Here is a 22,859-nt window from a genome sequence, read left to right as displayed (position 1 = left end):
CGCGACCGGCGGCGCGCCCGGCAAGGGCGGCCCGGAGCTGCCCGACGGCCACGTCGTGCGCGCGCCGATGGTCGGCACCTTCTACGCCAGCCCGGCGCCGGACAAGCCTGCGTTCGTCAGCGTCGGCCAGGCGGTCAAGGCCGGTGACACCCTCGGCATCATCGAGGCGATGAAGATGTTCAACCCGATCGAGGCGGACGTCTCCGGCACGGTGCTCAAGGTCGTCGCCGAAAACGGCCAGCCGGTCGAGTTCGACCAGCCGCTGTTCGTGATCGGGTGACCCATGCTCGATAAGGTCGTCATCGCCAACCGGGGCGAGATCGCGCTGCGCATCCTGCGCGCCTGCCACGCCCTCGGCATCCGCACGGTCGCGGTGCACTCCACCGTCGACCGCAACCTCAAGCACGTCGCGATGGCCGACGAGTCGGTCTGCATCGGGCCGGCGCCGTCGACCGACAGCTACCTCAACATGGCCCAGCTGATCGCCGCCGCCGAGGTCACCGACGCCCAGGCGATCCACCCGGGCTACGGCTTCCTCAGCGAGAACGCCGACTTCGCCGAGCGCGTCGAGGAGTCGGGCTTCATCTTCATCGGGCCCAAGGCCGAGACCATCCGCCTGATGGGCGACAAGGTCGAGGCGATCCGCGCGATGAAGGAAGCGGGCGTCCCCTGCGTGCCCGGCAGCGGCGGCCCGCTCGGCGACGACGCCGAGACCAACATCGCCATCGCGCGCGAGATCGGCTACCCGGTCATCGTCAAGGCGGCCGGTGGCGGCGGTGGACGCGGCATGCGCGTGGTCCACACCGAGGCCCATCTGGCCAACGCGGTCCAGACCACCAAGACCGAGGCCAAGGCCGCGTTCGGCAACGACATGGTCTACATGGAGAAGTTCCTGGAGAACCCGCGCCACGTGGAGATCCAGGTGCTCGCCGACGGCCAGGGCAACGCAATCCACCTGGGCGAGCGCGACTGTTCGATGCAGCGTCGCCACCAGAAGGTGGTCGAGGAGGCCCCTGCGCCGGGCATCACCGCCGAGCAGCGCGCGGAGATCGGCAAGGTCTGCACCGAGGCCTGCATCCGCATCGGGTATCGCGGCGCCGGCACGTTCGAGTTCCTGTACGAGAACGGCCGCTTCTACTTCATCGAGATGAACACCCGCATCCAGGTCGAACACCCGGTCACCGAGATGGTCACCGGCATCGACCTGGTCCGCGAACAGCTCAATATCGCCGCCGGGCAGAAGCTCTCGATTCGGCAGGAGGACGTGGTGTTGGAAGGCCACGCGATCGAGTGCCGCATCAATGCCGAGGACCCGGAGACGTTCATGCCGAGCCCGGGCCTGATCCAGCACTTCCATGCGCCGGGCGGCCCCGGCGTGCGCGTCGACAGCCACATCTACGAGGGCTACCGCGTGCCGCCGAACTACGACTCGATGATCGGCAAGCTGATCGTCCACGGCCCCGACCGCGAGACCGCGATCTGCCGCATGCGCGTGGCGCTCAGCGAGATGGTGGTCGACGGCATCCGCACCAATATCCCGTTGCAGCAGCGGATTCTGGCCGACGTCGGCTTCCAGCAGGGTGGCCAGAACATCCATTACCTCGAGAAGCGGCTGAAGGAACAGAAGGAGAAGTCGCTGTCCATCGTGTAGCGCGCCCGCCATGCCTTTCCTCGAACTGACGATCCCCTGCCGCGAAGCCGACCAGCCGCGCCACGAGCGCGCACTGGAAAGCGTCGGCGCGCTTGCCGTCACCCTGGCCGACGCCCATGCCGATGCGCCCGACGAACAGGCGATCTTCGAGCCTGGGGTCGGCCAGACGCCGCTATGGGACGAGATGGAACTGACCGCGCTGTTCGAAGGCGGCACTCCGCCGGAGTTGCTCCTGCACGCATTGACGGCGGCCGACGAAGGCGTGGACTGGTCGCGCGCGCGGTTCCGCGAAGTCGCCGACCAGGACTGGGAGCGCGCATGGATGGACCAGTACGAGCCGCTCAAGTTCGGCGAGCGCACCTGGATCGTGCCGTGGAACCACGCGCTGCCCGACGGCGCCGACGCCCCGGGTTCGGCCATCGTGCGGCTCGACCCGGGCCTGGCGTTCGGCTCGGGCACCCACCCGACCACCGCGCTGTGCCTGCAATGGCTCGACCGGCTTGCCGGCGATGGCGCGCTGGACGATGTCACCGTGCTCGATTTCGGCTGCGGCTCCGGCATCCTCGCCCTGGCCGCGCTCAAACTGGGCGCGCGCGCCGCGGTCGGCGTCGACAACGATCCGCAGGCGCTGACCGCCACCGCCGACAACGCCGCCCGCAACGACGTCGGCGACCGCCTCGCCGTGTACCTGCCCGAAGACGAGCCGGTTGCCACCTACCCGGTGGTGGTTGCCAACATCCTGGCCTCGGCGCTGGTGGCGCTGGCGGCACCGCTGGCCGCGCGGGTTGCGCCCGGTGGGCGCATCGCGCTGTCGGGCATCCTCGCCGGGCAGGAAGACGAGGTGCTGGCGGCCTACTCCGACGCGTTCGAGGCGCTGGTGGTCGACCGGCTCGACGACTGGATCCGCATTACCGGCACGCGCCGGGCGACCGCCGCCTGACCGCGCGAAGCTTGATCGACGTCACGCTGCAGCGTGCCTCCGCGGCTGGCCGGGCGCCCGACCGGCTCGGCTAAACTGCGGCGATGTTCGTCCCCTGCCCGCACTGTGGCTTCCTGGTCGCGCTCATCGTCTCGCGTGACGGCGCGGCGCAGCACTGTCCGCGGTGCGAAGGGCTCATGCAACTCGACGAGGACGGACAGCTGCTGGACACCGGCGACGACGCCACCCCTGCAGACGGACCGCCTGAACCCGTCAATACAATCGACGCGACGCCGGCGTCGACGCCCACTCCTGTGGCAGCACCTNGCACTGTCCGCGGTGCGAAGGGCTCATGCAACTCGACGAGGACGGACAGCTGCTGGACACCGGCGACGACGCCACCCCTGCAGACGGACCGCCTGAACCCGTCAATACAATCGACGCGACGCCGGCGTCGACGCCCACTCCTGTGGCAGCACCTACGCCGGCGCCTGCATCCGAACCCGCCGCCGCACCCGCGAAGCCACGTCGACTGGCGCCGGCCTTCGCACGCGCGCGGGCCCCGCGGCCGGCAAGCAGGCGGCGCAGGGCCGAATGGCTCGCGATCGTCGCGTTGGCGCTGGTGCTGGTCGTTCAACTGTTGATGTCCCAGCGCGCGGCACTGGCGACCAGCGCGTCGTGGCGGCCAGTGATCGTCGGCGCCTGCACCGTGCTCCGCTGCGAGGTGCCGGCCTGGCGCGAGCCGACGGCGTTCACGATGCTCGCGCGCAACGTCGAGCAGGCCGGCGCGCCCGGCGTGCTCGCGGTCACCGCCAGCTTCCGCAACGACGCACGCTGGCCGCAGCCGTGGCCATCGCTGCGACTCGGGCTGTCGGACGTGGACGGCATCACGGTCGCCGCGCGCGTGTTCGCGCCGGTCGACTACCGTGGCGCGGACGCCGGCGGTGACGCGTTGATTGCGCCCGGGCAGAGCGCGAACGTGCGCTTCGAGGTGGTGGAGCCGGCGCCGGACATCGTGGCGTTCACCTTCGACTTCCGCTGAACCGGTTGGCTGCGGCGGTGTCGCTGTCGGCGCCCACGCGCTAGACTCGTCGCCCCGTCGTCGCAGGACGCTTGCGGTGCAATGCCGCTCGACGGCCGTCTTGTGTCCTTGGGGGGACGACTCTTGAATGCTGCAGCCGACCGTACCGAATCCAGCCGCTCCGGACCAAAGGTGCCGTTGCGCGACCACGTCGCGACTTCGATCCGGCGTTACCTGGGCGACCTCGATGGCTGCGACAACGGCGACCTGTACGAGATCGCCCTGCGCGAACTGGAGATCCCGCTGTTCGCCGAGGTGCTGTCCCACTGCGAGGGCAACCAGAGCCGCGCCGCCGGGATGCTCGGCATCCACCGCGCGACGCTGCGCAAGAAGCTGCGCGAGTACGGCCTGGCCTGACCGGCGCGGGGCCGCATCGACGCGGCCGCTATAATCGCGGGCTTCTCCGAAGCCTGGACCACCCCATGACTGCCGCCTCCCTGCCGCCGGTGAAGATCCGCCGCGCGCTGCTGTCCGTCTCCGACAAGACCGGCCTGGTCGAACTGGCCCGGGCGCTGGCCGGGTACGGCGTCGAGCTGCTGTCGACCGGCGGTACCGCGCGCGCACTGCGCGACGCAGGGCTGGACGTGCGCGATGTGAGCGACGTCACCGGTTTCCCGGAAATGATGGACGGCCGGGTCAAGACGCTGCACCCGCTGGTGCACGGCGGCCTGCTCGGGCGCGCGGGCGTCGACGAGGCGGTGATGGAGGCGCACGGCATCGGCGCGATCGACCTGCTGGTACTCAACCTGTACCCGTTCGCTCGGGTCGCGGCCGATCCGTCGAGCAGCTTCGAGGATGTCATCGAGAACATCGATATCGGCGGCCCGGCCATGCTGCGTTCGGCCGCGAAGAATTTCGCCCGCGTCGCCGTCGCCACTGCACCTGCGCAGTACGACGGCCTGGTCGCCGAGCTGGGCACCAACGACGGCGCGCTGTCGGGCCGCACCCGCTTCGCGCTCGCGGTCGCTGCGTTCAATGACGTCGCCCATTACGACGCGTGCATCAGCAACCACCTGTCCGCCCTGCAGGATGACGGCACCCAGGCGCTGTTCCCGGCGCAGAGCAACAGCAGTTTCGTGAAGGTCATGGACCTGCGCTACGGCGAGAACCCGCACCAGCAGGGCGCGTTCTACCGCGACCTGTGGCCGGTGCCTGGCACGCTGGCGACGTTTACCCAGCTGCAGGGGAAGGAGTTGAGCTTCAACAACCTCGCCGACTCCGACGCGGCGTGGGAATGCGTACGCCAGTTCGATGCGCCCGCCTGCGTGATCGTCAAGCATGCCAACCCGTGCGGCGTCGCAGTCGGCGCCGGCAATGGCGAGGCCTACGAGGCGGCCTACGCGACCGACCCGACCTCCGCGTTCGGCGGGATCATTGCGTTCAACCGCCCCCTGGATGCGGCAACCGCCAAGGTCATCCTCGACCGCCAGTTCGTCGAGGTGCTGATCGCGCCCGACTACGAGCCGGCCGCACTCGAGTACGCCAGGAAGAAAGCCAACGTGCGGGTGCTGAAGATCCCGCACGGCGAGGGCCGCAACAACTTCGACATCAAGCGGGTCGGCTCGGGCCTCCTGATGCAGACCAGCGACAACCGCGAGGTGGGGCGCGACGAGCTGAAGGTGGTGTCGAAGCTGGCCCCGACAGAGGCGCAGCTGTCGGACCTGCTGTTCGCCTGGCAGGTCGGCAAGTTCGTCAAGTCCAATGCGATCGTCTACGCGAAGGACCTGCGCACCATCGGCGTTGGCGCTGGCCAGATGAGCCGGGTGGTGTCTGCGAAGATCGCCGGGCTCAAGGCCGGGGAGGCCGGGCTGGTGGTGCCGGGCTCGGTGATGGCCAGCGACGCGTTCTTTCCGTTCCGCGACGGCATCGACGCCGCCGCCGCCGCCGGCATCAAGGCCGTCATCCAGCCCGGCGGCTCTATGCGCGACAACGAAGTGATTGCCGCCGCCGACGAGCACGGCATCGCGATGGTGTTCACCGGCGTGCGGCACTTCCGGCACTGACCGGTTGGGCGCGAGGCCATGTGGTCCGGTGGCGCGCTGTCGCCGGATCGCGGCTGAAGCCGCTCCTACGGAAAGCCAGCGCCCAATTGAGTTGGGATGTAGGAGCGACGTAAGTCGCGACCCGCCGAACGGACGGGGCCATGTACAGGTCGCGACTCACGTCGCTCCTACCGAAGCCGGCCGCGTTCGCCGGCCCCTATGGGAGCGGCTTCAGCCGCGATCGGCTACCACCCGCCCGCGCCTTGTCCCTCCCGCGCCTAATCCCGTTCGCGCCAGATCTCGTGGTCCACGCCATCCCCCAGCTCGGGGTAGTCGGCAATATGGAACACCGGCCAGCGCCCGGCATCGAGCTGCCGGTCGTAATCGCGCGTCAGCTTAACCACCACTCCCGACAGGCCCAGCAGGGCAGCGAGGTTGAGCGTGGCCATCATCGCCATCGCGGCGTCTGCCGCGCTCCACACCAGTGGCACCTGGGCGTGGACGCCCCAGACGATCACCGCCAGCGCCGCGGCGCGCAGCAGGAACAGGCCAACGTCGCCACCGCCCAAGTACAGCAGGCCGTTCTCGGCGTAGGCGTAGTTGCCCAGGATGGTGGTGAAGGCGAAGAAGAACAGTGCTATCGCGGCGAACCAGCTGCCCCACGGACCGAAGAACACCACCAGCGCGTTCTGGGTGATCACCACGCCGTCGCCGCCGTCGCCGAGCACGCCCGACAGCAGGATCATCAGCCCGGTCGCGGTGCAGATCAGCAGGGTGTCGATAAAGACACCGAGCGACTGCACCAGGCCCTGGCTGGCGGGATGGTGCGGCACCGGCGTGGCCGCCGCGGCGATGTTGGGCGCACTGCCCATGCCGGCCTCGTTGGAATACAGCCCACGCTTGACGCCGTTGAGCATCGCCGCCGCCAGGCCTCCCATCAGGCCACCCGCCGCCGGCTCCAGCCCGAACGCGCTTCGGATCACCAGCGCCAGCACCGCGGGCACCTCGGCGATGTGGGTGACCACCACCCAGGCCGCCAGCCCGAGGTAGGCGAGCGCCATGAACGGCACCACCCACTCGGCCACGCGCGCGACCGAGCGCACCCCACCGAAGATAATCAGCGCGGTCAGCAGCACCAGCGCCGTCGCAATCTGCGCCTCGCTGAAACCGAACGCGAGGTTGAGCGACTGCGCCATTGCGTTGGCGTGCACGCTGCTGAAGATCAGCCCGTAGGAAAACACCAGGCAGACCGAGAACGCCACGCCCAGCCACGGCATCTTCAGCCCGCGCGACATGTAGTAGCCCGGCCCTCCGCGGTACTGGCCGTCCTCGTCGCGGACCTTGTACAGCTGTGCCAGCGCACTCTCCGCATACGCGGTGGCCATGCCGACCGCGGCCACCACCCACATCCAGAACAGCGCGCCCGGCCCGCCCAGGCTCAGCGCGATCGCCACGCCGGCCAGGTTGCCGGTACCGACACGCGACGCCAGGCTGGTGCATAGCGCCTGGAACGGCGAAATGCCCGCGGCGTCGCCATCGGTGCCGCGGCCGATGACCCGCAGCATGTGCGGGAACCGGCGCACCTGCAGCACTTTCAAGCGCACGGTGAAGAACAGCCCCACCGCAATGAGTCCGTACACCAGCACGTAGTCCCACAGCACGCTGTTGACCAGCGCGACGGCCGGGGCCAGGACGGATTCGATGGCTTGCAGCGGTGTTTGCATCGGCGGCGGGCTGGTGGGATGCGGCGATGCTAGCAGCCGGTCGCCCGGCCATCGGCGAGTCCGTAGAATCGTCCCGGCACGCGCCTTCCCGGGTTCCGGTAAACCGCACGCCCGCACGCGGGCGCAGCCCCCGGCGCCTGCCCCGGCTGACCATCAAAATCAGGATCACCCCCAATGAAAGTCCTTGTCATCGGCTCCGGCGGCCGCGAACACGCCCTCGCCTGGAAGCTCGCGCAGTCGCCCCGCACCAGCGAAGTGCTGGTCGCCCCCGGCAACGCTGGCACCGCCAACGAGCTCGGCTGCCGCAATGTCGCGGTCGAGGCGACCGATATCGACGGCCTGTTGGCGCTGGTACGGCACGAAGGGATCGCGGTGACCGTGGTCGGCCCGGAGGCGCCGTTGGTGGCGGGCGTGGTCGACCGCTTCCGCGCCGCCGGCCACCGGGTCTTCGGACCGACCGCGGCGGCGGCCCAGCTGGAAGGCAGCAAGGCGTTCGCCAAGGATTTCCTGGCCCGCCACGGCATCCCCACCGCGCACTACGCGGTGCACACCGAGCTGGAGCCGGCGCTCGCCCACGTGCGCACCACGCTCGAAGGCGCCGCCGACCAGCGCATCGTCATCAAGGCCGACGGCCTGGCCGCGGGCAAGGGCGTGATCGTCGCCACCAGCCTGGCCGAGGCCGAAGCGGCGGTCACCGACATGCTGGCGGGCAATGCGTTCGGGGCGGCCGGCGCGCGCGTGGTCATCGAGGAGTTCCTCGACGGCGAGGAGGCGAGCTTCATCTCGGTCGTCGACGGCAAGGTCGCGCTACCGATGGCGACCAGCCAGGACCACAAGCGTGCCTTCGACGGCGACACCGGCCCCAACACCGGCGGCATGGGTGCCTACTCGCCCGCACCGGTGGTGACCCCAGAGGTGCATGCGCGGATCATGCGCGAGGTGGTCGAGCCGACCGTGCGCGGCATGGCCGCCGATGGCGTGCCCTTCACCGGCTTCCTCTACGCCGGCCTGATGATCGACCGCGACGGCGCACCGAAGGTCATCGAGTTCAACGTCCGCTTCGGTGACCCCGAGACGCAGCCGGTGATGATGCGGTTGCAGTCGGACCTCCTCGACCTGGTCGAGGCAGCGATCGCCGGTCGGCTGGCGTCGGTGCAGGCGCGCTGGGACCCGCGGCCGGCGGTCGGCGTGGTGATGGCAGCGGAGAACTACCCCGGGACGCCGCGCACCGGCGATCCGATCGGCAGCTGGGACGTCCCCGAGGTCGGCGACAGCAAGGTCTTCCATGCGGGCACTGGGACGGTTGATGGCCAGGTCGTCACCACCGGCGGTCGCGTGCTGTGCGTGTGCGCGCTCGGCGCGACGGTCGGCGAGGCGCAGCGCCATGCCTACGAGGCGGTGGCCGGCATTTCCTGGCATGGCGAATTCCACCGCCACGACATCGGCTGGCGGGCGATCGAACGCGAGCAGGCCGGCCGGGACGACTGAGCGGCCGCGCACGGCAAGGCCCCGCTCACGCCCGATGGGCGATGCTGGGGCACCGTGTCGACCACAGGAACCGCCACCATGCCCCAGCTGTCCATCCTGGAACTCGGACGCGTCCGCGAAGGCGGCGACCGCCGCACGGCGCTGGATGAAGCCCGGGCACTGGCCCGCCACGCCGAAGGCTGGGGCTATCGGCGGTTCTGGATCGCCGAGCACCACAACATGCCGGCGGTCACCACCGCCGCGACGTCGCTGGTCATCGGCCATGTGGCGGCGGGCACCTCGACCATCCGCGTCGGCGCGGGCGGGATCATGCTGCCCAACCACGCGCCGTACATCATCGCCGAGCAGTTCGGCACGCTGGCGACGCTGTTCCCGGGACGCATCGACCTTGGCCTGGGCCGCGCGCCCGGCACCGACCAGGCCACCGTGCGCGCATTGCGGCGCGACCCCGGCAGCGCCGACCGCTTCCCCCAGGACGTGCTCGAACTGCAGGCCTGGCTCGGCCCGGTCGCGCCGGGCCAGCGCATCGAGGCGGTACCCGGGTCGGGCACCGAAGTGCCGCTGTGGATCCTGGGCTCCAGCCTGTTCGGCGCGCAACTGGCGGCGGAACTTGGCCTGCCATACGGATTCGCCTCGCACTTCGCGCCGCAGATGCTCGACCAGGCGCTGAGCGTGTACCGCTCGCGCTTCAGGCCCTCGGCGCAGCTGGATCGTCCCTACGTCCTGGCCGGCATCAACGTGATCGCCGCGCCGACCGACGACGAGGCGCGGTACCTGGCCACCTCCCAGCAGATGTCGTTCGCGGGCATCTTCCGTGGCGAGCGCAGGCTGACCCAACCGCCGATCGAAGACATCGAGCGCTACTGGACGGCGCAGGAGAAGCAGCAGGCCTCGCAGATGCTCGGCGGCAGCGTCGTCGGCAGCCCCGACACCGTGCGCGCCGGTTTGCGGGCGTTCGCCAAACGCACCGACGCCGACGAGCTGATGGTGGTGTCGGACGTGTTCGACTTCGACTTGCGGCTGCGCTCTTTCGAGATGATCGCGGCCGCGAACGCTGCCAACACCGCCGACGCCGGCTGACCGGCCGCACCACCGCGCAGGCGGCAAAACCGTTCTGCTAGGCTCGCGCGGTCACCCTGGGGGCAGCGCATGTCGTCCAACCAGTACGCGCTGCTGCGCCAGCGCCGCTTCCTGCCGTTCTTCCTGACCCAGTCGCTGGGCGCGTTCAACGACAACGTCTACCGGCAGGCGATCATCGGCATGCTGTTCTGGCTGGGTGTGTCGAGCGCGGACAAGGCGCTGTACGCGAACCTCGCGCCGGCGCTGTTCATCCTGCCGTACTTCCTGTTCTCCGCGCTGGCGGGGCAGATCGCCGAACGGACCGAGAAGGCCACGCTGATCCGGATCACCACCGCGATGGAAATCGCGATCATGTCGCTGGCGGCGTTCGGCTTTGCCACCACCAACATGGCCGCCCTGCTGGTCGCGCTGTTCCTGACCGGTGTCCAGTCGACCCTGTTCGGGCCGGTGAAGTATTCAATGCTGCCGGCAGTGCTGCAGCCGCGCGAGTTGACCGGCGGCAACGGCCTGGTCGAGATGGGCACCGCGCTGTCGATCCTGCTGGGCATGGTCGCGGGCGGGTCGGTGTTCGCCATCGCCGGCGACCACGGCCCCTGGGTGGCCGGTGGGGCCGTGGTTGCACTGGCCATCAGCGGCCATCTGGTCAGCCGGGCGATCCCGCCCGCCGGCGCCGGCATGCCGGAATTGCGGATCAACTGGAACCCGATCCCCGAATCGCTCGCGGTGCTGCGGCTGGCCAGGCGCCAGCTGGCGGTGCGCAACGCGGTGCTGGGCGTGTCGTGGTTCTGGTTTGTCGGCACGGTGATGACCAGCCAGCTGCCAGCCTATGCCGAGGTCAACCTGGGCGGCTCGGCGACGCTCTACATCTTCGCGCTGGCGCTGTTCTCGATCGGCACCGGCACGGGCTCGATGCTGTGCGAGCGGCTTTCGGCCCGCACGGTCGAGATCGGCCTGGTGCCGTTGGGTGCGTTCGGGATGAGCGCCTTCATGCTCGACCTGTACGTCGCCCGTCCCGGTGAAGCGCTGGTCTCCGGGCTGGACGTCGCCGGCTTCCTTGCACAGGACGGCAGCTGGCGGATCGTCATGGACCTGGTGGGTATCGGGCTGTTCACCGGTCTGTTTGTCGTGCCGCTGTTCGCGCTCATCCAGAGCCGTACCCCGAAGGCCGAGATGTCACGCGTGTTCGCCGGGCTCAACATCCAGAACTCCGGCTTCATCGTCGCTGCGGCGCTGCTCGGGCTGGCCGCGCAACGCGTGCTGGGGTGGACGATTCCGCAGGTGTTCCTGGCGCTGGCGGTGGCCAACACGCTGGTGGCCGTATGGATCTTCGCGATCGTGCCCGAGTTCCTGATGCGCTTCCTCAGCTGGGTGCTGGTGCGCACGCTGTACCGGCTGCGCGCGCGCGGGATCGACCACATCCCTGACGAGGGCGCGGCGCTGGTGGTGTGCAACCACGTCAGCTACATGGACGCGCTGATCCTGGCCGCGAGCATTCCGCGGCCGGTGCGCTTCGTCATGTACTACCGGATCTTCGACATCCCGGTGATGCGCTGGATCTTCCGCACCGCCAAGGCGATCCCGATCGCCGGGGCTAGGGAGGATCCCGCGCTGATGCAGCGCGCGTTTGACGAGATCGATGCGGCATTGGCCGACGGCCAGGTCGTCGGAATCTTCCCCGAAGGCCGGCTGACGGCGGACGGCGACATCGCCGCGTTCAAGTCCGGGGTGGAGAAGATCCTGGCGCGTGCCGCCCAGGCGGGCCGGCCGGTGCCGGTGGTGCCGATGGCGCTGCGCGGGATGTGGGCGAGCATGTGGAGCCGGCGCGATTCGCGATTCGGCCGGATGCGGGTGCCGCGCCGGTTCCGGGCCCGTGTCGCGGTGGTGGCGGACGCACCGGTGGACGGCGCGTCGGCCGATGCGGCGATGCTCGAGGCGCGGGTGCGCACCCTGCGCGGAGACGCCGCCTAGGAACGCGCAGTGGCGCCGGCAGCCAAGCCGCCGGCTATCGGGCTCAACTCACCCAGCCGGCGATCACGAACAGCGCCAGCACCGCCAGCCACACCAGCAGGCACCGCCATACCAGGCTCATGGCATCACGCAGCTCCGGCAACTCGCCGATGGCCACCTGCCCGTCGGCATAGTCGGCGTCCGCCGCGTCGGCCGCCATCTCGCTGCGCACGCTTGCGCGGCCGGCCGCGAGCAGGAACCGGTGATCGGCACGGAACGAGGCGCCCCCGGCCTCGCGCCAGGCGCCCAGCACGCTGTCGAAATTGCCAACCAGCGCCAGAGCAAGCGTCATCAGCTGTGCGACCGGCCACTCCAGCACCGCCAGCAGCGTCCGCGCACCGCCGACGGTGCGCTGCGGTAGCGCGCGCGCGGCGTCGCCCGCCACCGACAGCACCAGCAGCCGGTACAGCAGCGCGCCGAAGGGCCCAAGCAGCAGGAACCAGAACAGCACGCCGAACCAGCGCCGCATCGCGTTGCGGAACACCGCCTCGACCAGTGCCGGTCCTTCCGGCACGGTCGCGCCATCGGTCGACAGCCGCGCCGCGGCCTCGCGACGGCTGGCCGGATCGCGCGCCTGCGCGATGGCCTCGACATCGACATCGAGGTCGCGCGGGCCCCAGGTGTAGAACAGCACCGCGACCCCGAACACCAGCTCGGCCAGGCCGAGCATGCGTGCATCCAGTGACAACTGGAACAGGCCGACCGCCACCAGCGGCGGCAGCAGCGCCAGGGCGATGCCCCAGCGGCCGCGCCAGAAGCTGCCATCGGGGAACTGGCCGTTGAGCCAGCCGATCCAGTCGCGATACCAGCCGTAGCGGCGCACCGAAACGGCCAGCGACGGGGCCAGGTGTCCAAGCACGAGCGCAACGACGGCGGCGATCAGGGTGACTGACATGGGGGATGGTTCCTCCGCGCCCGGCATCGCCCGTGGCGACGCGGTGCCGTGACAGGTGCATGCATGCGGCCGGTCCGCATGCGCCACGATTCTAGCGCGAGCCGCCCCCGGCCCCGCACGCCTGCAGCGCGTCGCGGTCGAACGCGTCGAGCCACCGGGTCACCAACCAGCGCGAGATCGAGATCGACGTCGACAGCAGCGGGCCGCGACCATCGTCATCAGCGTCCCGCGCCATCGCCGCACGGATCTCGTCGGCCTCGAACCATGCCGCCGATTCGAGCTCGTCGCCGGTGACCGGCGTGTCGGGCTCGGCGATCGCGATGAAGCCGAGCATCAACTGCCCCGGGAACGGCCACGGCTGCGAACCCAGGTAGCGGCAGCCACGCACGCGCACGCCGGCTTCTTCCAACACCTCGCGGGCGACCGTCTGCTCGAGCGTTTCACCGGGTTCGACGAACCCCGCCAGCACTGAATGGCGGCGGGCCGGCCAGCCGCGTTGGCGACCCAGCAGCAGCCGCCGGCCGTCGGTCACCGCGACGATCACCGCCGGGTCGGTGCGCGGGTAATGGTCCGATCCGCAAGCCTCGCAACGGCCCTGCCAGCCGCCACGGGTGAACGTGATCGCAGCGCCGCACGCACCGCAATGGCGGTGACGCTGACGCCAGTGCTGCAGCGCGCGCGCCTGCGCGAAGATCCCGGCTTCGAAAGCCGGCCAGCGCGCGGCGGCGGTGCGCAGGTCCAGCCGACCGGCGCCGCCGGCCGCGGTCAGTTCCGCGTCCAGCGCGAACCAGCCGGTACCGGCCGGGTCACGTCCGAGGAAGATCGCCGCGCCAGGGCCGCCCGGGCCGTCGCTCAGCTCGCGTCCGGTCGGGGCAAACAGCGCGCCGTCGTTGCCCACCGACGCATGGCCCTCGGCGTCCAGCAGCACCACCCGTCCATCCGACCACAGCGCGGCCAGTGCCGCCGGGTCGTCGCGCAATGCGTCGGCGCGGTCGAGTACCCCGTGGCAGGCGGGCTCATCGGCGATCTCGAGCGAGGCCACGCCGGTGGCGTAGGCGCCGGCAGCGACGAACGCGAACGGCGCCCCGGCGCTCACGTGGTGAACGAAGAGCCGCAGCCGCAGGTGGTCTTGGCGTTGGGGTTGCGGATGACGAACTGCGCGCCGTGCAGGCTCTCGGTGTAGTCGACCTCGGCGCCCATCAGGTACTGCAGGCTCAGCGGATCGACCAGCAATGTGACGCCGTCGGTGCGCACCGCGAGATCGTCCTCGCCCTGCTCCTCGTCGAATTCGAACCCGTACTGGAACCCCGAGCAGCCGCCGCCCTGGATGTACACCCGCAGCTTGAGGGCCGCATTACCCTCCTCCGCAACCAGCTCGCGCACCTTGGCCGCGGCGGCGGAAGTGAACTGCAACGGCCGGTCGAGCGACTGGTAGTCGGGCTCGGCGGGGAGTCCAGGAAGGGGCAGGATCGGATCGGTCATCCGCCCATCATGGGGACTTTGGCCGGGCAATCAAGCCGGCGCCGCACCCCGCCGCCTATTCCGTGGCGGTGGCCGACGGCGTCGCGCCCGTCGCCTGCGCCCAGGTGAACGACTGCTCCACCGCGGCGCCCGAACGCGGCTGCAGCCGCACCGTCACCCGCACCGGCTCGAACCCTTCCGGCAGGAACACGTCGCCCTGCACCTGCTGGAAATACTTGAACGAGTACTCGATGCCCGGCGCGTCCTCCTGCTGTCGCAGGGTATCCCAGTCGAGCTTCTGCAATCGTCCGCCGCGCGACCCCTCGACCGACAGGCTCAGGCGGCCGGTACTCACCGCGCCTCGGTTGAGGTTCTGGGTCAGGGTCGACTGGAAATGCCACGCCGCGTCGCTCTGCGGCTGCAGGGTGATGGCATGCACGCTGAGCCCGCGGCGCTGCGCAGTGGCTCCGACCAGCCGTTCGTAGAAGGCCACGTCGGCCCGCAGGCCGGCGATCTCCTCGTCGCGCTCGGCCAGCGTGCCCTGCAGTTCGCGGTTCGCCTCGCGGCTGATCTGATCGGAGCGCGACAGGGTGGCGACACGCTGCTGCAGTTCCGCATGGTCGGCCTGCAGCGCCTTGCGGGCGTCCTCGCTGGCGGCCAGGCGTTGGTGCGCGTCACCCGGCGCCGGCGCCACCACGCGCCACACGCCCCACGCGCCGAACACCAGCGCCAGTGCCACCACGACGATGATCGCCCGGCGGGTCCGTTGGGGTGCAGCCGCTGTCTCGGAAAGGGGCATCGCCGTCACCGCAGTAAAGTGGTGCGGCGAGCCTACAACGTCAGGGGTCGACGCTCAGCCAACGACCCGGACCAGGTCGACCCGGGCGTCCTCGTCCGGCAGCTCCGCGGGCTGCGCCACGGACTCCACGTGCAGCAGGCGCCCGCTCAGGCGCGAGCCGGCGGCCATCTCGACCACCTTGTAGTGCACGTTGCCGTCGACCCGGGCCTTGGCGGCCAGTTCGAGCCGCTCGCTGGAATGCACGTCGCCCTCCACCCGGCCGTTGATGACCACCACCGGCGCGCGGATCTCACCCTCGACGCTGCCGCCGTCGGCCAGCGTCATCACCGCCTTGGCGCCGTCCTCGGCATGCACCCGGCCGACTACCCGACCCTCGACGTACAGCCCGCCACTGAAGACCAGGTCGCCGTGGATCACGACCTGCGGGCCGATCAGCGTATCGACCTGCCCCTCGGGCAGGCTCGGCTTGTTCTTGAACATGGTTCAGGTTTCCCCGGTTTCTGAAGGTTGCACCCAGGCGACGGCCTGCTCGAGCGAGGCGTTCTCGCCGCGAAGGGAGACGCGCACGCGCTGCGGGACGAACCCGTCCGGCAGCATCACGCTGCCCTGGAGTTGCTGGAAATAGCGGAAGGAGTACGGCTGGGGCGGCGCGGCGTCGCGCTGGTGCAGGTCGGCCCAGTCGATAACCGCGAGCTTGCCGTCACGCACGCCCTCGATGTCGAACCGCAGCTTGCCGGCGGTTACCGCCCCGCGGTTGAGGCTCTGGGTGAGGACAATCCTGTACTGCCAGGTGCCGGCGGTTTCGGGCATGAAGTCCGCCGAGTGCACGCTCAGGCCCTTCGGCTGCTTGGTGGCACCGGCCAGCCGCTCGTAGAAGGCCAGGTTGGCACGCAGGTCGGCAATCTGCCCGTCGCGTTCGGCCAGCGCCTGCTGGACCTCACGGTTGGCCGCGCGGCTGATCTGGTCGGACCGCTCCAGCGTGGCCTGGCGCTGGCGCAGCTCGGCCAGTTCGCGCTCGGCCTTTTGCAGGCGCCCATGAGCACTGTCCAGGGCCGTCGTGAGGTCGGGCAGTTGCGGCGCGGCCACCCGGCTGGCGGCGCTCCAGGCGACGGCCAGGGTGAGCACCCAGCCCAGCCCCAGCACCACCCACCACAGGGGGCGGCGGTCGGGCCGACGCGGCACGATGACGTAGCGTGTTTGGGTATTCCGGCTCATTGCGATGCGGCGGTGGCAGGCACCGCCGGTCCCCTATACTCGGCCCGGAGTCTACGGGGATGACGCGATGTCGGATGCGCACCTGTTCGCAATTGGCGTAGTTCTGGCCTGGTTGGCCGGCGTTCGCGTCTACCTGACCGTGTTCGGGGTCGGCATCGCCGGCTTCTTCGGCTGGCTGGACCTGCCGCAGGCGCTGGAGGCGACCAGTTCGCCGTGGGTGCTGGGTGTCTCCGGCGTGCTGGCAGTGGCGGAGTTCTTCGCCGACAAGATCCCCGGGGTCGATTCGGGGTGGGACCTGCTGCATACCCTGCTGCGGGTGCCGACCGGCGCGTTCCTGGCCGCGGCGACGCTGTCGCCGGACGGCGAGCTGGGCGCCGGCGCACTGGCGACCGGCGCCGGCGTGGCGCTGGCCAGCCATGCGCTCAAGGCCGGGTCACGCGCACTGCTCAATACCTCGCCCGAGCCCATCAGCAACTGGACCGCGTCGGTGGGCGAAGACGTGGCCGCCGTCGGCGGCCTGGCGCTGGTATTCACCTACCCGTGGATCGCGCTCGGCCTGGTGGTCGCGATCAGCCTCACCATGGCGACCGCGGTCTGGTGGCTGTGGCGGGTGCTGTTCCGGCGCCGACCGAAGCCGGTGCCGCCGCGGTAACAAACGCCCCGCAGCCGATCCCCGGCGGGACCGGGGACCCGCGTTGCCTCAGCCTTCGATCTGGCGCGCCAGGTAGTTCTGCTCGCCGATCCGCTCGATCAACGACAGCTGGGTCTCGATCCAGTCGATGTGCTCTTCCTCGGACTCGAGGATCTCGGCGAACAGGTCGCGGCTGACGAAGTCGCTGACCTGCTCGCAATGGATGATCGCGTCGCGCAGCGTCTGCAGCCCTTCCAGCTCCAGCGCCAGGTCGCAGGCCAGCAGCTCGCGCGGGTTCTCGCCGATGCGCAGCTTGCCCAGCGCCTGGAAGTTCGGCAGGCCGTCGAGGAACAGGATGCGCTCCGACAGCTTGTCGGCATGCTTCATCTCGTCGATCGACTCGTGGTACTCGTGGTCGGCCAGTTCCTTCAGGCCCCAGTTCTTCAGCATCTTGGCGTGCAGGAAGTACTGGTTGATTGCGGTCAGCTCGTTGTAGAGCGCCTTGTTGAGGAATTCGATGACCTTGGCGTCGCCCTTCATCGCCATGCTCCTAGTGCGGGGATGGCGGTGACTCTAACGCGGCCGGGGGTGCCGGTGATGGAACGCGAATCAGGTGCATCCGCGGTCGCCGGTGCTGCAACCTGGTCAGGCGGCCTGCTGGAACATCGGCAGTGGCAGCTCGCGGCCCGCGCGGGCCTCGGTGAGCACCTGTGTCGCCAGCTCGACGCAACTGCCACAACTGGCCCCGGCGCCGGTGCGCATGGTCAGCTCCGACATCGTCCTGCAGCCGGCCTCAGCCGCCTGGCGGATGTCGTTGTCGGTCACCCCGTTGCAGATGCAGACGTACACGTCGTCGAACCCGGCTGGCAGCCCTTCGCTGCAGGACGATTCGACTACGAATGAGAATGATTGTCAATTAACAGGAGCCGACCCACCGTCGCCGCGACGGGCGGGGCGCGCCCGCTGGCGATGCCGGTTCCAGCCGCCATGGGCGCGTTGTTCCGGCCCAGGCAGTGGCACCGCCGTGGGCCCGGCGATCCGCTGGGCGAACGGTGCAAGGTGGCGCAGGGCGCGCGCATACACGCCGCGCTTGAACACCACCACGTGTTCCAGCGGATACCAGAAGTCGACCCAACGCCAGTGGTCGAACTCGGGGGTATCGGTCAGATCCAGCCGCAGGTCGGTCTCGCGGCCGGTCAATCGCAGCAGGAACCAGACCTGCTTCTGGCCGATGCAGACCAGGTGGTCGTTGCGGCGGATTGCGCGCTGCGGCAGGCGGTAACGCAGCCAGCCCGGGGTGGCGCCCAGCACTTCGACGTGCTCGGGCAACAGCCCGGTCTCCTCGCGCAGCTCGCGGTACATCGCCTCCAGCGGTGTCTCGTCGCTGTTCATCCCGCCCTGCGGGAACTGCCAGCCATCACGCCGGACCCGGCGGGCCCAGAACAGGCGGCCGTCGGGATGCATCAGCACGATGCCGACGTTGGGTCTGAAACCGTCCGGATCGATCACGATGCGGACTCCTGAATCGACTGACTTGCGTCACTGTGCCCGACTCTGCCACGCGCCCCGTGGGACGACAAGCTCGGCAGGGCATTGGAGGCGGGTCATTGACAAGCGAGCCGCGTACAGGAAAAATTCGCGGTTCCCCGAGGCTATGTAGCTCAGCCGGTTAGAGCACGTCACTCATAATGACGGGGTCGGTGGTTCGAGTCCACCCATAGCCACCAGATTCATCAACGCAATCAATGCGTTGTGCCAGAAAACCCGCCCCTGGAGCGGGTTTTTTTGTGCCGTTGCCCGGCCGCTGCCGGCCGCGCCCGTTGGATACGCCAGACAAATCGGCTTAACTCGGGTCCTGGACGCCAACCCGGAGGGTCTCGGAATGCGCAACGCATCTTGGTATTCCCGTTTCGCAAAGGCATCTTCGCGCTTTTGCGGCCACCCACCGGTCTTCACGTTCGCGGTGGCGCTGATCCTCGGCTGGCTTATCACCGGCCCGCTGTTCGGCTTCAGCGACACCTGGCAGTTGGTGATCAACACCACCACCACAATCGTGACATTCCTGATCGTGTTCCTCATCCAGAACACCCAGAACCGGGACACCGAGGCCATCCAGATCAAGCTTGATGAGCTCATCCGCGCGACCCAGGGCGCCCACAATGCGCTCCTGGACCTGGAGGACATCGACGATAAGAACCTGGAAGCGTTTCGCTCGAAGTACCGCGCCCTTGCCGCTACAGCCCGGGCAGACCTGGCCGCCGGCAACCAGGACACGGGTACGCCAGAACCCTGAGCCACGCGGGTGCAGATGCGGTCAGTCCGCGATCAACACGACGTCCGGTCGCATGGCGGCGAACTGCAGGGCGTAGGCCAGCTCCCCGCGTGAGTTCGCGTGTACCTCGAACAGCGGCTGCCCCTTGTCCACGATGTCCCCCGCCCGCAACGTGCACACGATGCCGGCTTCGGCATGCGTCGGCCCGATGCCGCGCCCCACCGGCTCGCTGCCGTCAGACAGGTGGATACCACTCGCAATCCCAGTTCCTCCGCGACGAATCCCGGTCGACGCGCTATGGAATTAGCGGCGGCCTGCGTTCGCATGCTTCGTCCCGGCACTGTGCCGGGAACAGGCGGCGGGATGTTGATCGACGTCAAGCCATACGTCGGTAGCCAGGTGCATGGTGCAATGATGATGATGCGCTTCCCACTGCTGCCGACCCTCCTGCTACTGCTCGCTACGCTGGTGGCCAATGCCGCCGTGCCTTTACCAGCATCCGTAGCGGGAAGCGACGGCCTGCAACCCGGCGAGTTCCAATGGAGTCCGCAGCAGACGCCCGTCGGGCCGCTGGTGGTGCTCATCAGCCTTTCCGCCCAACGCGCCTATGTCTACAGCGACGGGGTTCGCATCGGGGTGTCGACGGTCAGCACCGGCAAGGCCGGTCACCAGACGCCGCCGGGGGTTTACACCATTCTGCAAAAGCGCCGCGAGCACTTTTCCAACCTTTACGACGATGCCCCGATGCCCTTCATGCAGCGGTTGTCGTGGGACGGCTTGGCGCTGCATGCAGGTTCCCTCCCGGGTCACCCCGCTTCCCACGGGTGCGTGAGACTGCCCCACGGTTTCGCTGAAATCCTGTTCGGTCAGACCCGCGTAGGCACCGTAGTGGTGATCGCGGAAGGCGGCACGCCACCCTCGGCGGCCGCGGCGCCGGGGGTCCTGGCGGCTTCCGGGATGGATGTGGCTGGCCAGGCGGCTCCGTCAGGCTTTTCATGGTCGCCGGAACGCGCTCCGGTGGGTCCTCTGACCGTAGTGCTCAGCCTCGCCGACAGCGCTGTCGTAGTCCGGCGCAACGCGGTGGAGATCGGCCGCGCCGCGGTCATGCTCGACGACCCTCCGGCCACGGGCACCCGAGCCTATGTCGTACTCGACACCAACGGCAGCGAGCCCGGAGCGGAAGCGCGGGCGGGCGTCGCGCCGCGTTGGCTGTCGGTCTATGCCTCTCCGGCGGCGGTGCCGGATACGACGATCCGCGAGGCGGTCGAATCCGGGCGCATCGCGGTTCCACCCCACTTCGCAGAGCTGGTAAGAAGCCAGTTGCGCCCGGGCAGCACGCTGGTGATCACGGATGGACCGTTGAACTCACCAACGCTTCCATCCGAACTGGTGCTCACCAGCGACCAGCCTGGCACAGACGAACGCTGAGCCCCCACGCCGCGGAACTTGATCTCCGTCAGTACAAGGCCACACCGTGCCGCCCGCCCCGTGAGGCAATGCCGCCCCGGTCAGGGGCGGTTGACCAGCCGGTACAGCAGCAAGCCCGCGAGCATCGACGGCACGAACCAGAGCGCTTCGGTGGAACCCACGCCCAGCCCGGCCAGCGCCGGGCCCGGACAGTAGCCGGCGATTCCCCAGCCGATGCCGAACAGCGCGGCGCCGCCCAGCAGCCTGCGATCCACCCTGGTGACACCGGGCACCCGGAACGAATCGGCCAGCAACGGGCTGCCCCGCCGCAGGACTGGCCGGAACAGCACCAGCGTCGTCATCACCGCGCCACCGAGCACGAACAGCAGCGTCGGGTCGAACTCGCCGGCCACGTCGAGGAAGCCGAGGATGATGCGGGCGTCGGTCATGCCCGACATCGCCAGGCCAAGCCCGAACAGTGCGCCGGACGCCAGCGCGGCGAAGGTGAACTTCTTCATGTCCAGCTCCCGAGGTGGTGCACGACGAAGGTGGTTGCGACGGCGGTGGCCATGAAGGTCACGACCGCCACGATGGAGCGCGTGGACAACCGGCCGATGCCGCACACGCCGTGGCCACTGGTACAGCCGTTGCCCATGCTCGTGCCGAAGCCGACCAGCAGGCCCGCGGCCACAAGCGCCAGCGGTGGGAAGCCGGCACGCGGCTGCGGGGCGCCGGGTACCAGCGCCATGTACAACCCGGCGGCGAGCACCAGCCCGACCAGGAACGCGGCCCGCCACGCGACGTCGCCGCGGACCCGGAACACCACCCCGCCGATAATGCCGCTGACCCCGGCCACCCGGCCGTTGAGCCACAACAGCAACGTTGCCGACAGGCCGATCAGCACGCCACCCGCAAGAGCAGTCCACCAGGCCATGGTCATTGGGCACCTCCCAGCTGGTTGATTGGCAGTCGCAGGTAGCGGATGCCATTGGCGTCCGGGGGCGGCAGCTCGCCGGCGCGGATGTTGACCTGCAGCGCCGGCAGGATGAGCCTGGGGGCGGCTAGGCCCGCGTCGCGCTCGGTGCGCAACTTCACGAAGCTCGCCTCGTCGGCATCGCCGCCGACATGCACGTTCTTCTGGCGCTGTTCGTCCAGCGAACTCTGCGCGCGCGCCTCGCGCTCGGCGGGCGGGTAGTCATGGCACAGGAACAGCCGGGTGTCGGCTGGCAGCTCGAACAAGCGCCGGATCGAACGGTAGAGCTTGCCCGCGTCGCCGCCCGGGAAGTCCGCGCGGGCGGTGCCGGTTTCCGGCGCGAACACGGTGTCGCCCACGAAGGCGGCATCGCCGACCACGTAGGTGAGGCTGTCATCGGTATGACCCGGCGTGGCGACCACCCGCGCCCGCAGCTCGCCGATGGCGAACTCGTCGCCGTCGGCGAAAAGCCTGTCGAACTGGCTGCCGTCGGTGGGGAAATCCGGCTCCAGCCCGAACAGGGTCTTGAAGCGGGCCTGCACCGCGGTGATGCCGCGGCCGATCGCGACCCGCGCGCTGGTTTCGCGCCGCAGGTGCGCCGCGGCCGTGAGGTGGTCGGCATGGGCGTGGGTTTCCAGGATCCAGTCGACCGTCAGCACGTGCTCACGAACAAAAGCGAGCACGCGGTCGGCAGAGGCCGTCGAGATGCGGGCGGCCGCCGGATCGAAGTCCAGCACCGGATCGACGATGGCCGCGTGACCACCGTCCCGGTCGTACACCACGTAGGTGAACGTCGACGTGGTCGGGTCGTAGAAGCTTTGGACAAGCGGATTCATGCATGTCTCCTTGCCATTAATTTTAGCTATTGCTAAATTAGTGTCGTCATGATCTCTTGTCAAGCGATACCTAAACTACATGCCGATGAACACCGCCACCGCATCCGTCCCCCGCCGCAGCCTGCCCTCGACTGAGGAAATGGCGCGTCATGCCGACCAGGCCGCAGCCCTGCTCAAGGCCCTCGCCCACCCCGCGCGCCTGCTCGTGCTGTGCCAGCTGGTCGAGGGCGAGCGCTCGGTCGGCGAGCTGCAGCCGATCACCGGGCTGAGCATGTCCGCGCTGTCGCAACACCTGGCCGTGCTGCGCGAGATGGCACTGGTGACGACCCGGCGCGAGGCACAGACCATCTTCTATTCAATGGCGCCGGGCCCCGCCGCGAGCGTGCTGGACGTGCTGTACGCCGCCTACTGCGGCCAGCAGGAGGTGGCGCAGTGACC

26 protein-coding genes and 1 tRNA gene are annotated in these 22,859 nt (G+C 69.4%); 14 read left to right on the top strand and 13 right to left on the bottom strand.

Features of this window, described 5'->3' with window-relative positions:
* The 6 genes from accB to purH all read left to right on the top strand — a co-directional run.
* The coding region (gene accB, locus ACKVMH_RS06895; RefSeq protein WP_412699720.1) for an acetyl-CoA carboxylase biotin carboxyl carrier protein at positions 1-280 on the top strand (280 nt) is incomplete at its 5' end.
* 3 nt (positions 281-283) lie between these two features.
* Positions 284-1,651 carry an acetyl-CoA carboxylase biotin carboxylase subunit gene (accC, locus tag ACKVMH_RS06890; RefSeq protein ID WP_215219516.1) on the top strand — a complete coding sequence of 456 codons (1,368 nt, stop codon included), beginning with the start codon at positions 284-286 and terminating at the stop codon, positions 1,649-1,651.
* A gap of 10 nt (positions 1,652-1,661) precedes the next feature.
* A complete protein-coding gene (gene prmA, locus ACKVMH_RS06885) occupies positions 1,662-2,591 on the top strand; it encodes a 50S ribosomal protein L11 methyltransferase (RefSeq protein WP_412699719.1) in 930 nt (309 codons plus the stop codon).
* A 331-nt stretch (positions 2,592-2,922) separates the two neighbouring features.
* Positions 2,923-3,612 (top strand): DUF3426 domain-containing protein, encoded by a 690-nt coding sequence (locus ACKVMH_RS06880; protein WP_412699718.1) that lies wholly within the window; start codon positions 2,923-2,925, stop codon positions 3,610-3,612.
* Positions 3,613-3,735: 123 nt separating this feature from the next.
* Positions 3,736-4,008: a DNA-binding transcriptional regulator Fis gene (gene fis, locus ACKVMH_RS06875; RefSeq protein WP_215219513.1), complete on the top strand. Its 273-nt coding sequence runs from the start codon at positions 3,736-3,738 to the stop codon at positions 4,006-4,008.
* 65 nt (positions 4,009-4,073) lie between these two features.
* Positions 4,074-5,654 carry a bifunctional phosphoribosylaminoimidazolecarboxamide formyltransferase/IMP cyclohydrolase gene (gene purH, locus ACKVMH_RS06870; RefSeq protein ID WP_412699717.1) on the top strand — a complete coding sequence of 527 codons (1,581 nt, stop codon included), beginning with the start codon at positions 4,074-4,076 and terminating at the stop codon, positions 5,652-5,654.
* A gap of 257 nt (positions 5,655-5,911) precedes the next feature.
* Here purH and ACKVMH_RS06865 read toward each other — a convergent pair whose 3' ends face one another.
* On the bottom strand, positions 5,912-7,357 hold the full coding sequence (locus ACKVMH_RS06865; RefSeq protein WP_412699716.1) for an alanine/glycine:cation symporter family protein: 1,446 nt from the start codon (positions 7,355-7,357) through the stop codon (positions 5,912-5,914).
* 174 nt (positions 7,358-7,531) lie between these two features.
* Here ACKVMH_RS06865 and purD point away from each other — a divergent pair, with 174 nt between their 5' ends.
* From purD to ACKVMH_RS06850, 3 genes are all read left to right on the top strand, one after another.
* Complete coding sequence (gene purD / locus ACKVMH_RS06860) at positions 7,532-8,845, top strand: phosphoribosylamine--glycine ligase (protein ID WP_412699715.1); 1,314 nt, start codon at positions 7,532-7,534, stop codon at positions 8,843-8,845.
* 78 nt (positions 8,846-8,923) lie between these two features.
* Entirely contained in the window at positions 8,924-9,925 is a 1,002-nt protein-coding gene (locus tag ACKVMH_RS06855; protein ID WP_412699714.1) for an LLM class flavin-dependent oxidoreductase, read from the top strand.
* Positions 9,926-9,994: 69 nt separating this feature from the next.
* Positions 9,995-11,893, top strand: a complete 1,899-nt coding sequence (locus tag ACKVMH_RS06850) for an MFS transporter (RefSeq protein ID WP_412699713.1) — start codon at positions 9,995-9,997, stop codon at positions 11,891-11,893.
* A gap of 43 nt (positions 11,894-11,936) precedes the next feature.
* Here the strand turns inward: ACKVMH_RS06850 and ACKVMH_RS06845 are convergent, their stop codons facing one another.
* From ACKVMH_RS06845 to ACKVMH_RS06820, 6 genes are all read right to left on the bottom strand, one after another.
* Positions 11,937-12,827, bottom strand: a complete 891-nt coding sequence (locus tag ACKVMH_RS06845) for a cobalamin biosynthesis protein (RefSeq protein WP_215219507.1) — start codon at positions 12,825-12,827, stop codon at positions 11,937-11,939.
* A 91-nt stretch (positions 12,828-12,918) separates the two neighbouring features.
* Positions 12,919-13,869 carry an NAD(+) diphosphatase gene (gene nudC / locus ACKVMH_RS06840; RefSeq protein WP_412699722.1) on the bottom strand — a complete coding sequence of 317 codons (951 nt, stop codon included), beginning with the start codon at positions 13,867-13,869 and terminating at the stop codon, positions 12,919-12,921.
* A gap of 50 nt (positions 13,870-13,919) precedes the next feature.
* Complete coding sequence (gene erpA, locus ACKVMH_RS06835) at positions 13,920-14,309, bottom strand: iron-sulfur cluster insertion protein ErpA (protein ID WP_215219506.1); 390 nt, start codon at positions 14,307-14,309, stop codon at positions 13,920-13,922.
* A 55-nt stretch (positions 14,310-14,364) separates the two neighbouring features.
* A complete protein-coding gene (locus ACKVMH_RS06830; RefSeq protein ID WP_412699712.1) occupies positions 14,365-15,087 on the bottom strand; it encodes a DUF6776 family protein in 723 nt (240 codons plus the stop codon).
* A gap of 54 nt (positions 15,088-15,141) precedes the next feature.
* The gene (locus tag ACKVMH_RS06825) at positions 15,142-15,567 is read right to left on the bottom strand and encodes a bactofilin family protein (RefSeq protein WP_412699711.1); all 426 of its coding nucleotides are present in this window, start codon (positions 15,565-15,567) and stop codon (positions 15,142-15,144) included.
* Positions 15,568-15,570: 3 nt separating this feature from the next.
* Positions 15,571-16,302, bottom strand: coding sequence for a DUF6776 family protein (locus tag ACKVMH_RS06820; RefSeq protein WP_215219504.1), 732 nt, complete (start codon positions 16,300-16,302; stop codon positions 15,571-15,573).
* 67 nt (positions 16,303-16,369) lie between these two features.
* On the opposite strand from ACKVMH_RS06820, the gene ACKVMH_RS06815 reads away from it, so the two are divergent.
* Positions 16,370-16,954 carry a DUF4126 domain-containing protein gene (locus ACKVMH_RS06815; protein WP_215219503.1) on the top strand — a complete coding sequence of 195 codons (585 nt, stop codon included), beginning with the start codon at positions 16,370-16,372 and terminating at the stop codon, positions 16,952-16,954.
* A gap of 48 nt (positions 16,955-17,002) precedes the next feature.
* Here ACKVMH_RS06815 and bfr read toward each other — a convergent pair whose 3' ends face one another.
* From bfr to ACKVMH_RS06800, 3 genes are all read right to left on the bottom strand, one after another.
* Positions 17,003-17,473: a bacterioferritin gene (bfr, locus tag ACKVMH_RS06810; RefSeq protein WP_215219502.1), complete on the bottom strand. Its 471-nt coding sequence runs from the start codon at positions 17,471-17,473 to the stop codon at positions 17,003-17,005.
* 105 nt (positions 17,474-17,578) lie between these two features.
* The gene (locus tag ACKVMH_RS06805; protein WP_215219501.1) at positions 17,579-17,782 is read right to left on the bottom strand and encodes a (2Fe-2S)-binding protein; all 204 of its coding nucleotides are present in this window, start codon (positions 17,780-17,782) and stop codon (positions 17,579-17,581) included.
* A gap of 63 nt (positions 17,783-17,845) precedes the next feature.
* Entirely contained in the window at positions 17,846-18,442 is a 597-nt protein-coding gene (locus tag ACKVMH_RS06800; protein WP_215219500.1) for an RNA pyrophosphohydrolase, read from the bottom strand.
* A gap of 141 nt (positions 18,443-18,583) precedes the next feature.
* On the opposite strand from ACKVMH_RS06800, the gene ACKVMH_RS06795 reads away from it, so the two are divergent.
* The 3 genes from ACKVMH_RS06795 to ACKVMH_RS06785 all read left to right on the top strand — a co-directional run bounded on the left by ACKVMH_RS06795 (position 18,584) and on the right by ACKVMH_RS06785 (position 20,633).
* A tRNA-Met gene (locus ACKVMH_RS06795) sits at positions 18,584-18,660 on the top strand.
* A 155-nt stretch (positions 18,661-18,815) separates the two neighbouring features.
* A complete protein-coding gene (locus ACKVMH_RS06790) occupies positions 18,816-19,226 on the top strand; it encodes a low affinity iron permease family protein (protein WP_412699710.1) in 411 nt (136 codons plus the stop codon).
* 342 nt (positions 19,227-19,568) lie between these two features.
* Complete coding sequence (locus tag ACKVMH_RS06785; RefSeq protein WP_412699709.1) at positions 19,569-20,633, top strand: L,D-transpeptidase family protein; 1,065 nt, start codon at positions 19,569-19,571, stop codon at positions 20,631-20,633.
* Positions 20,634-20,713: 80 nt separating this feature from the next.
* Here the strand turns inward: ACKVMH_RS06785 and ACKVMH_RS06780 are convergent, their stop codons facing one another.
* Genes ACKVMH_RS06780 through ACKVMH_RS06770 form a run of 3 tightly spaced genes read right to left on the bottom strand, consistent with a single transcriptional unit; the run spans position 20,714 to position 22,421 of the window.
* Positions 20,714-21,130: a DUF6691 family protein gene (locus ACKVMH_RS06780; RefSeq protein WP_412699708.1), complete on the bottom strand. Its 417-nt coding sequence runs from the start codon at positions 21,128-21,130 to the stop codon at positions 20,714-20,716.
* Positions 21,127-21,546, bottom strand: a complete 420-nt coding sequence (locus ACKVMH_RS06775; RefSeq protein ID WP_407074556.1) for a YeeE/YedE family protein — start codon at positions 21,544-21,546, stop codon at positions 21,127-21,129. The genes ACKVMH_RS06780 and ACKVMH_RS06775 overlap by 4 nt, the downstream gene beginning before the upstream one ends.
* A 2-nt stretch (positions 21,547-21,548) precedes the next feature.
* A complete protein-coding gene (locus ACKVMH_RS06770) occupies positions 21,549-22,421 on the bottom strand; it encodes an MBL fold metallo-hydrolase (RefSeq protein WP_412699707.1) in 873 nt (290 codons plus the stop codon).
* A gap of 139 nt (positions 22,422-22,560) precedes the next feature.
* Between ACKVMH_RS06770 and ACKVMH_RS06765 the strand changes: the two genes are divergently transcribed.
* Positions 22,561-22,857 carry an ArsR/SmtB family transcription factor gene (locus ACKVMH_RS06765; RefSeq protein ID WP_251370627.1) on the top strand — a complete coding sequence of 99 codons (297 nt, stop codon included), beginning with the start codon at positions 22,561-22,563 and terminating at the stop codon, positions 22,855-22,857.
* Positions 22,858-22,859: the final 2 nt, after the last annotated feature.

The organism is Lysobacter zhanggongensis (assembly GCF_046638635.1).
Taxonomy (GTDB): domain Bacteria; phylum Pseudomonadota; class Gammaproteobacteria; order Xanthomonadales; family Xanthomonadaceae; genus Novilysobacter; species Novilysobacter luteus.
This window is presented reverse-complemented; position numbering and strand designations above follow the sequence as displayed.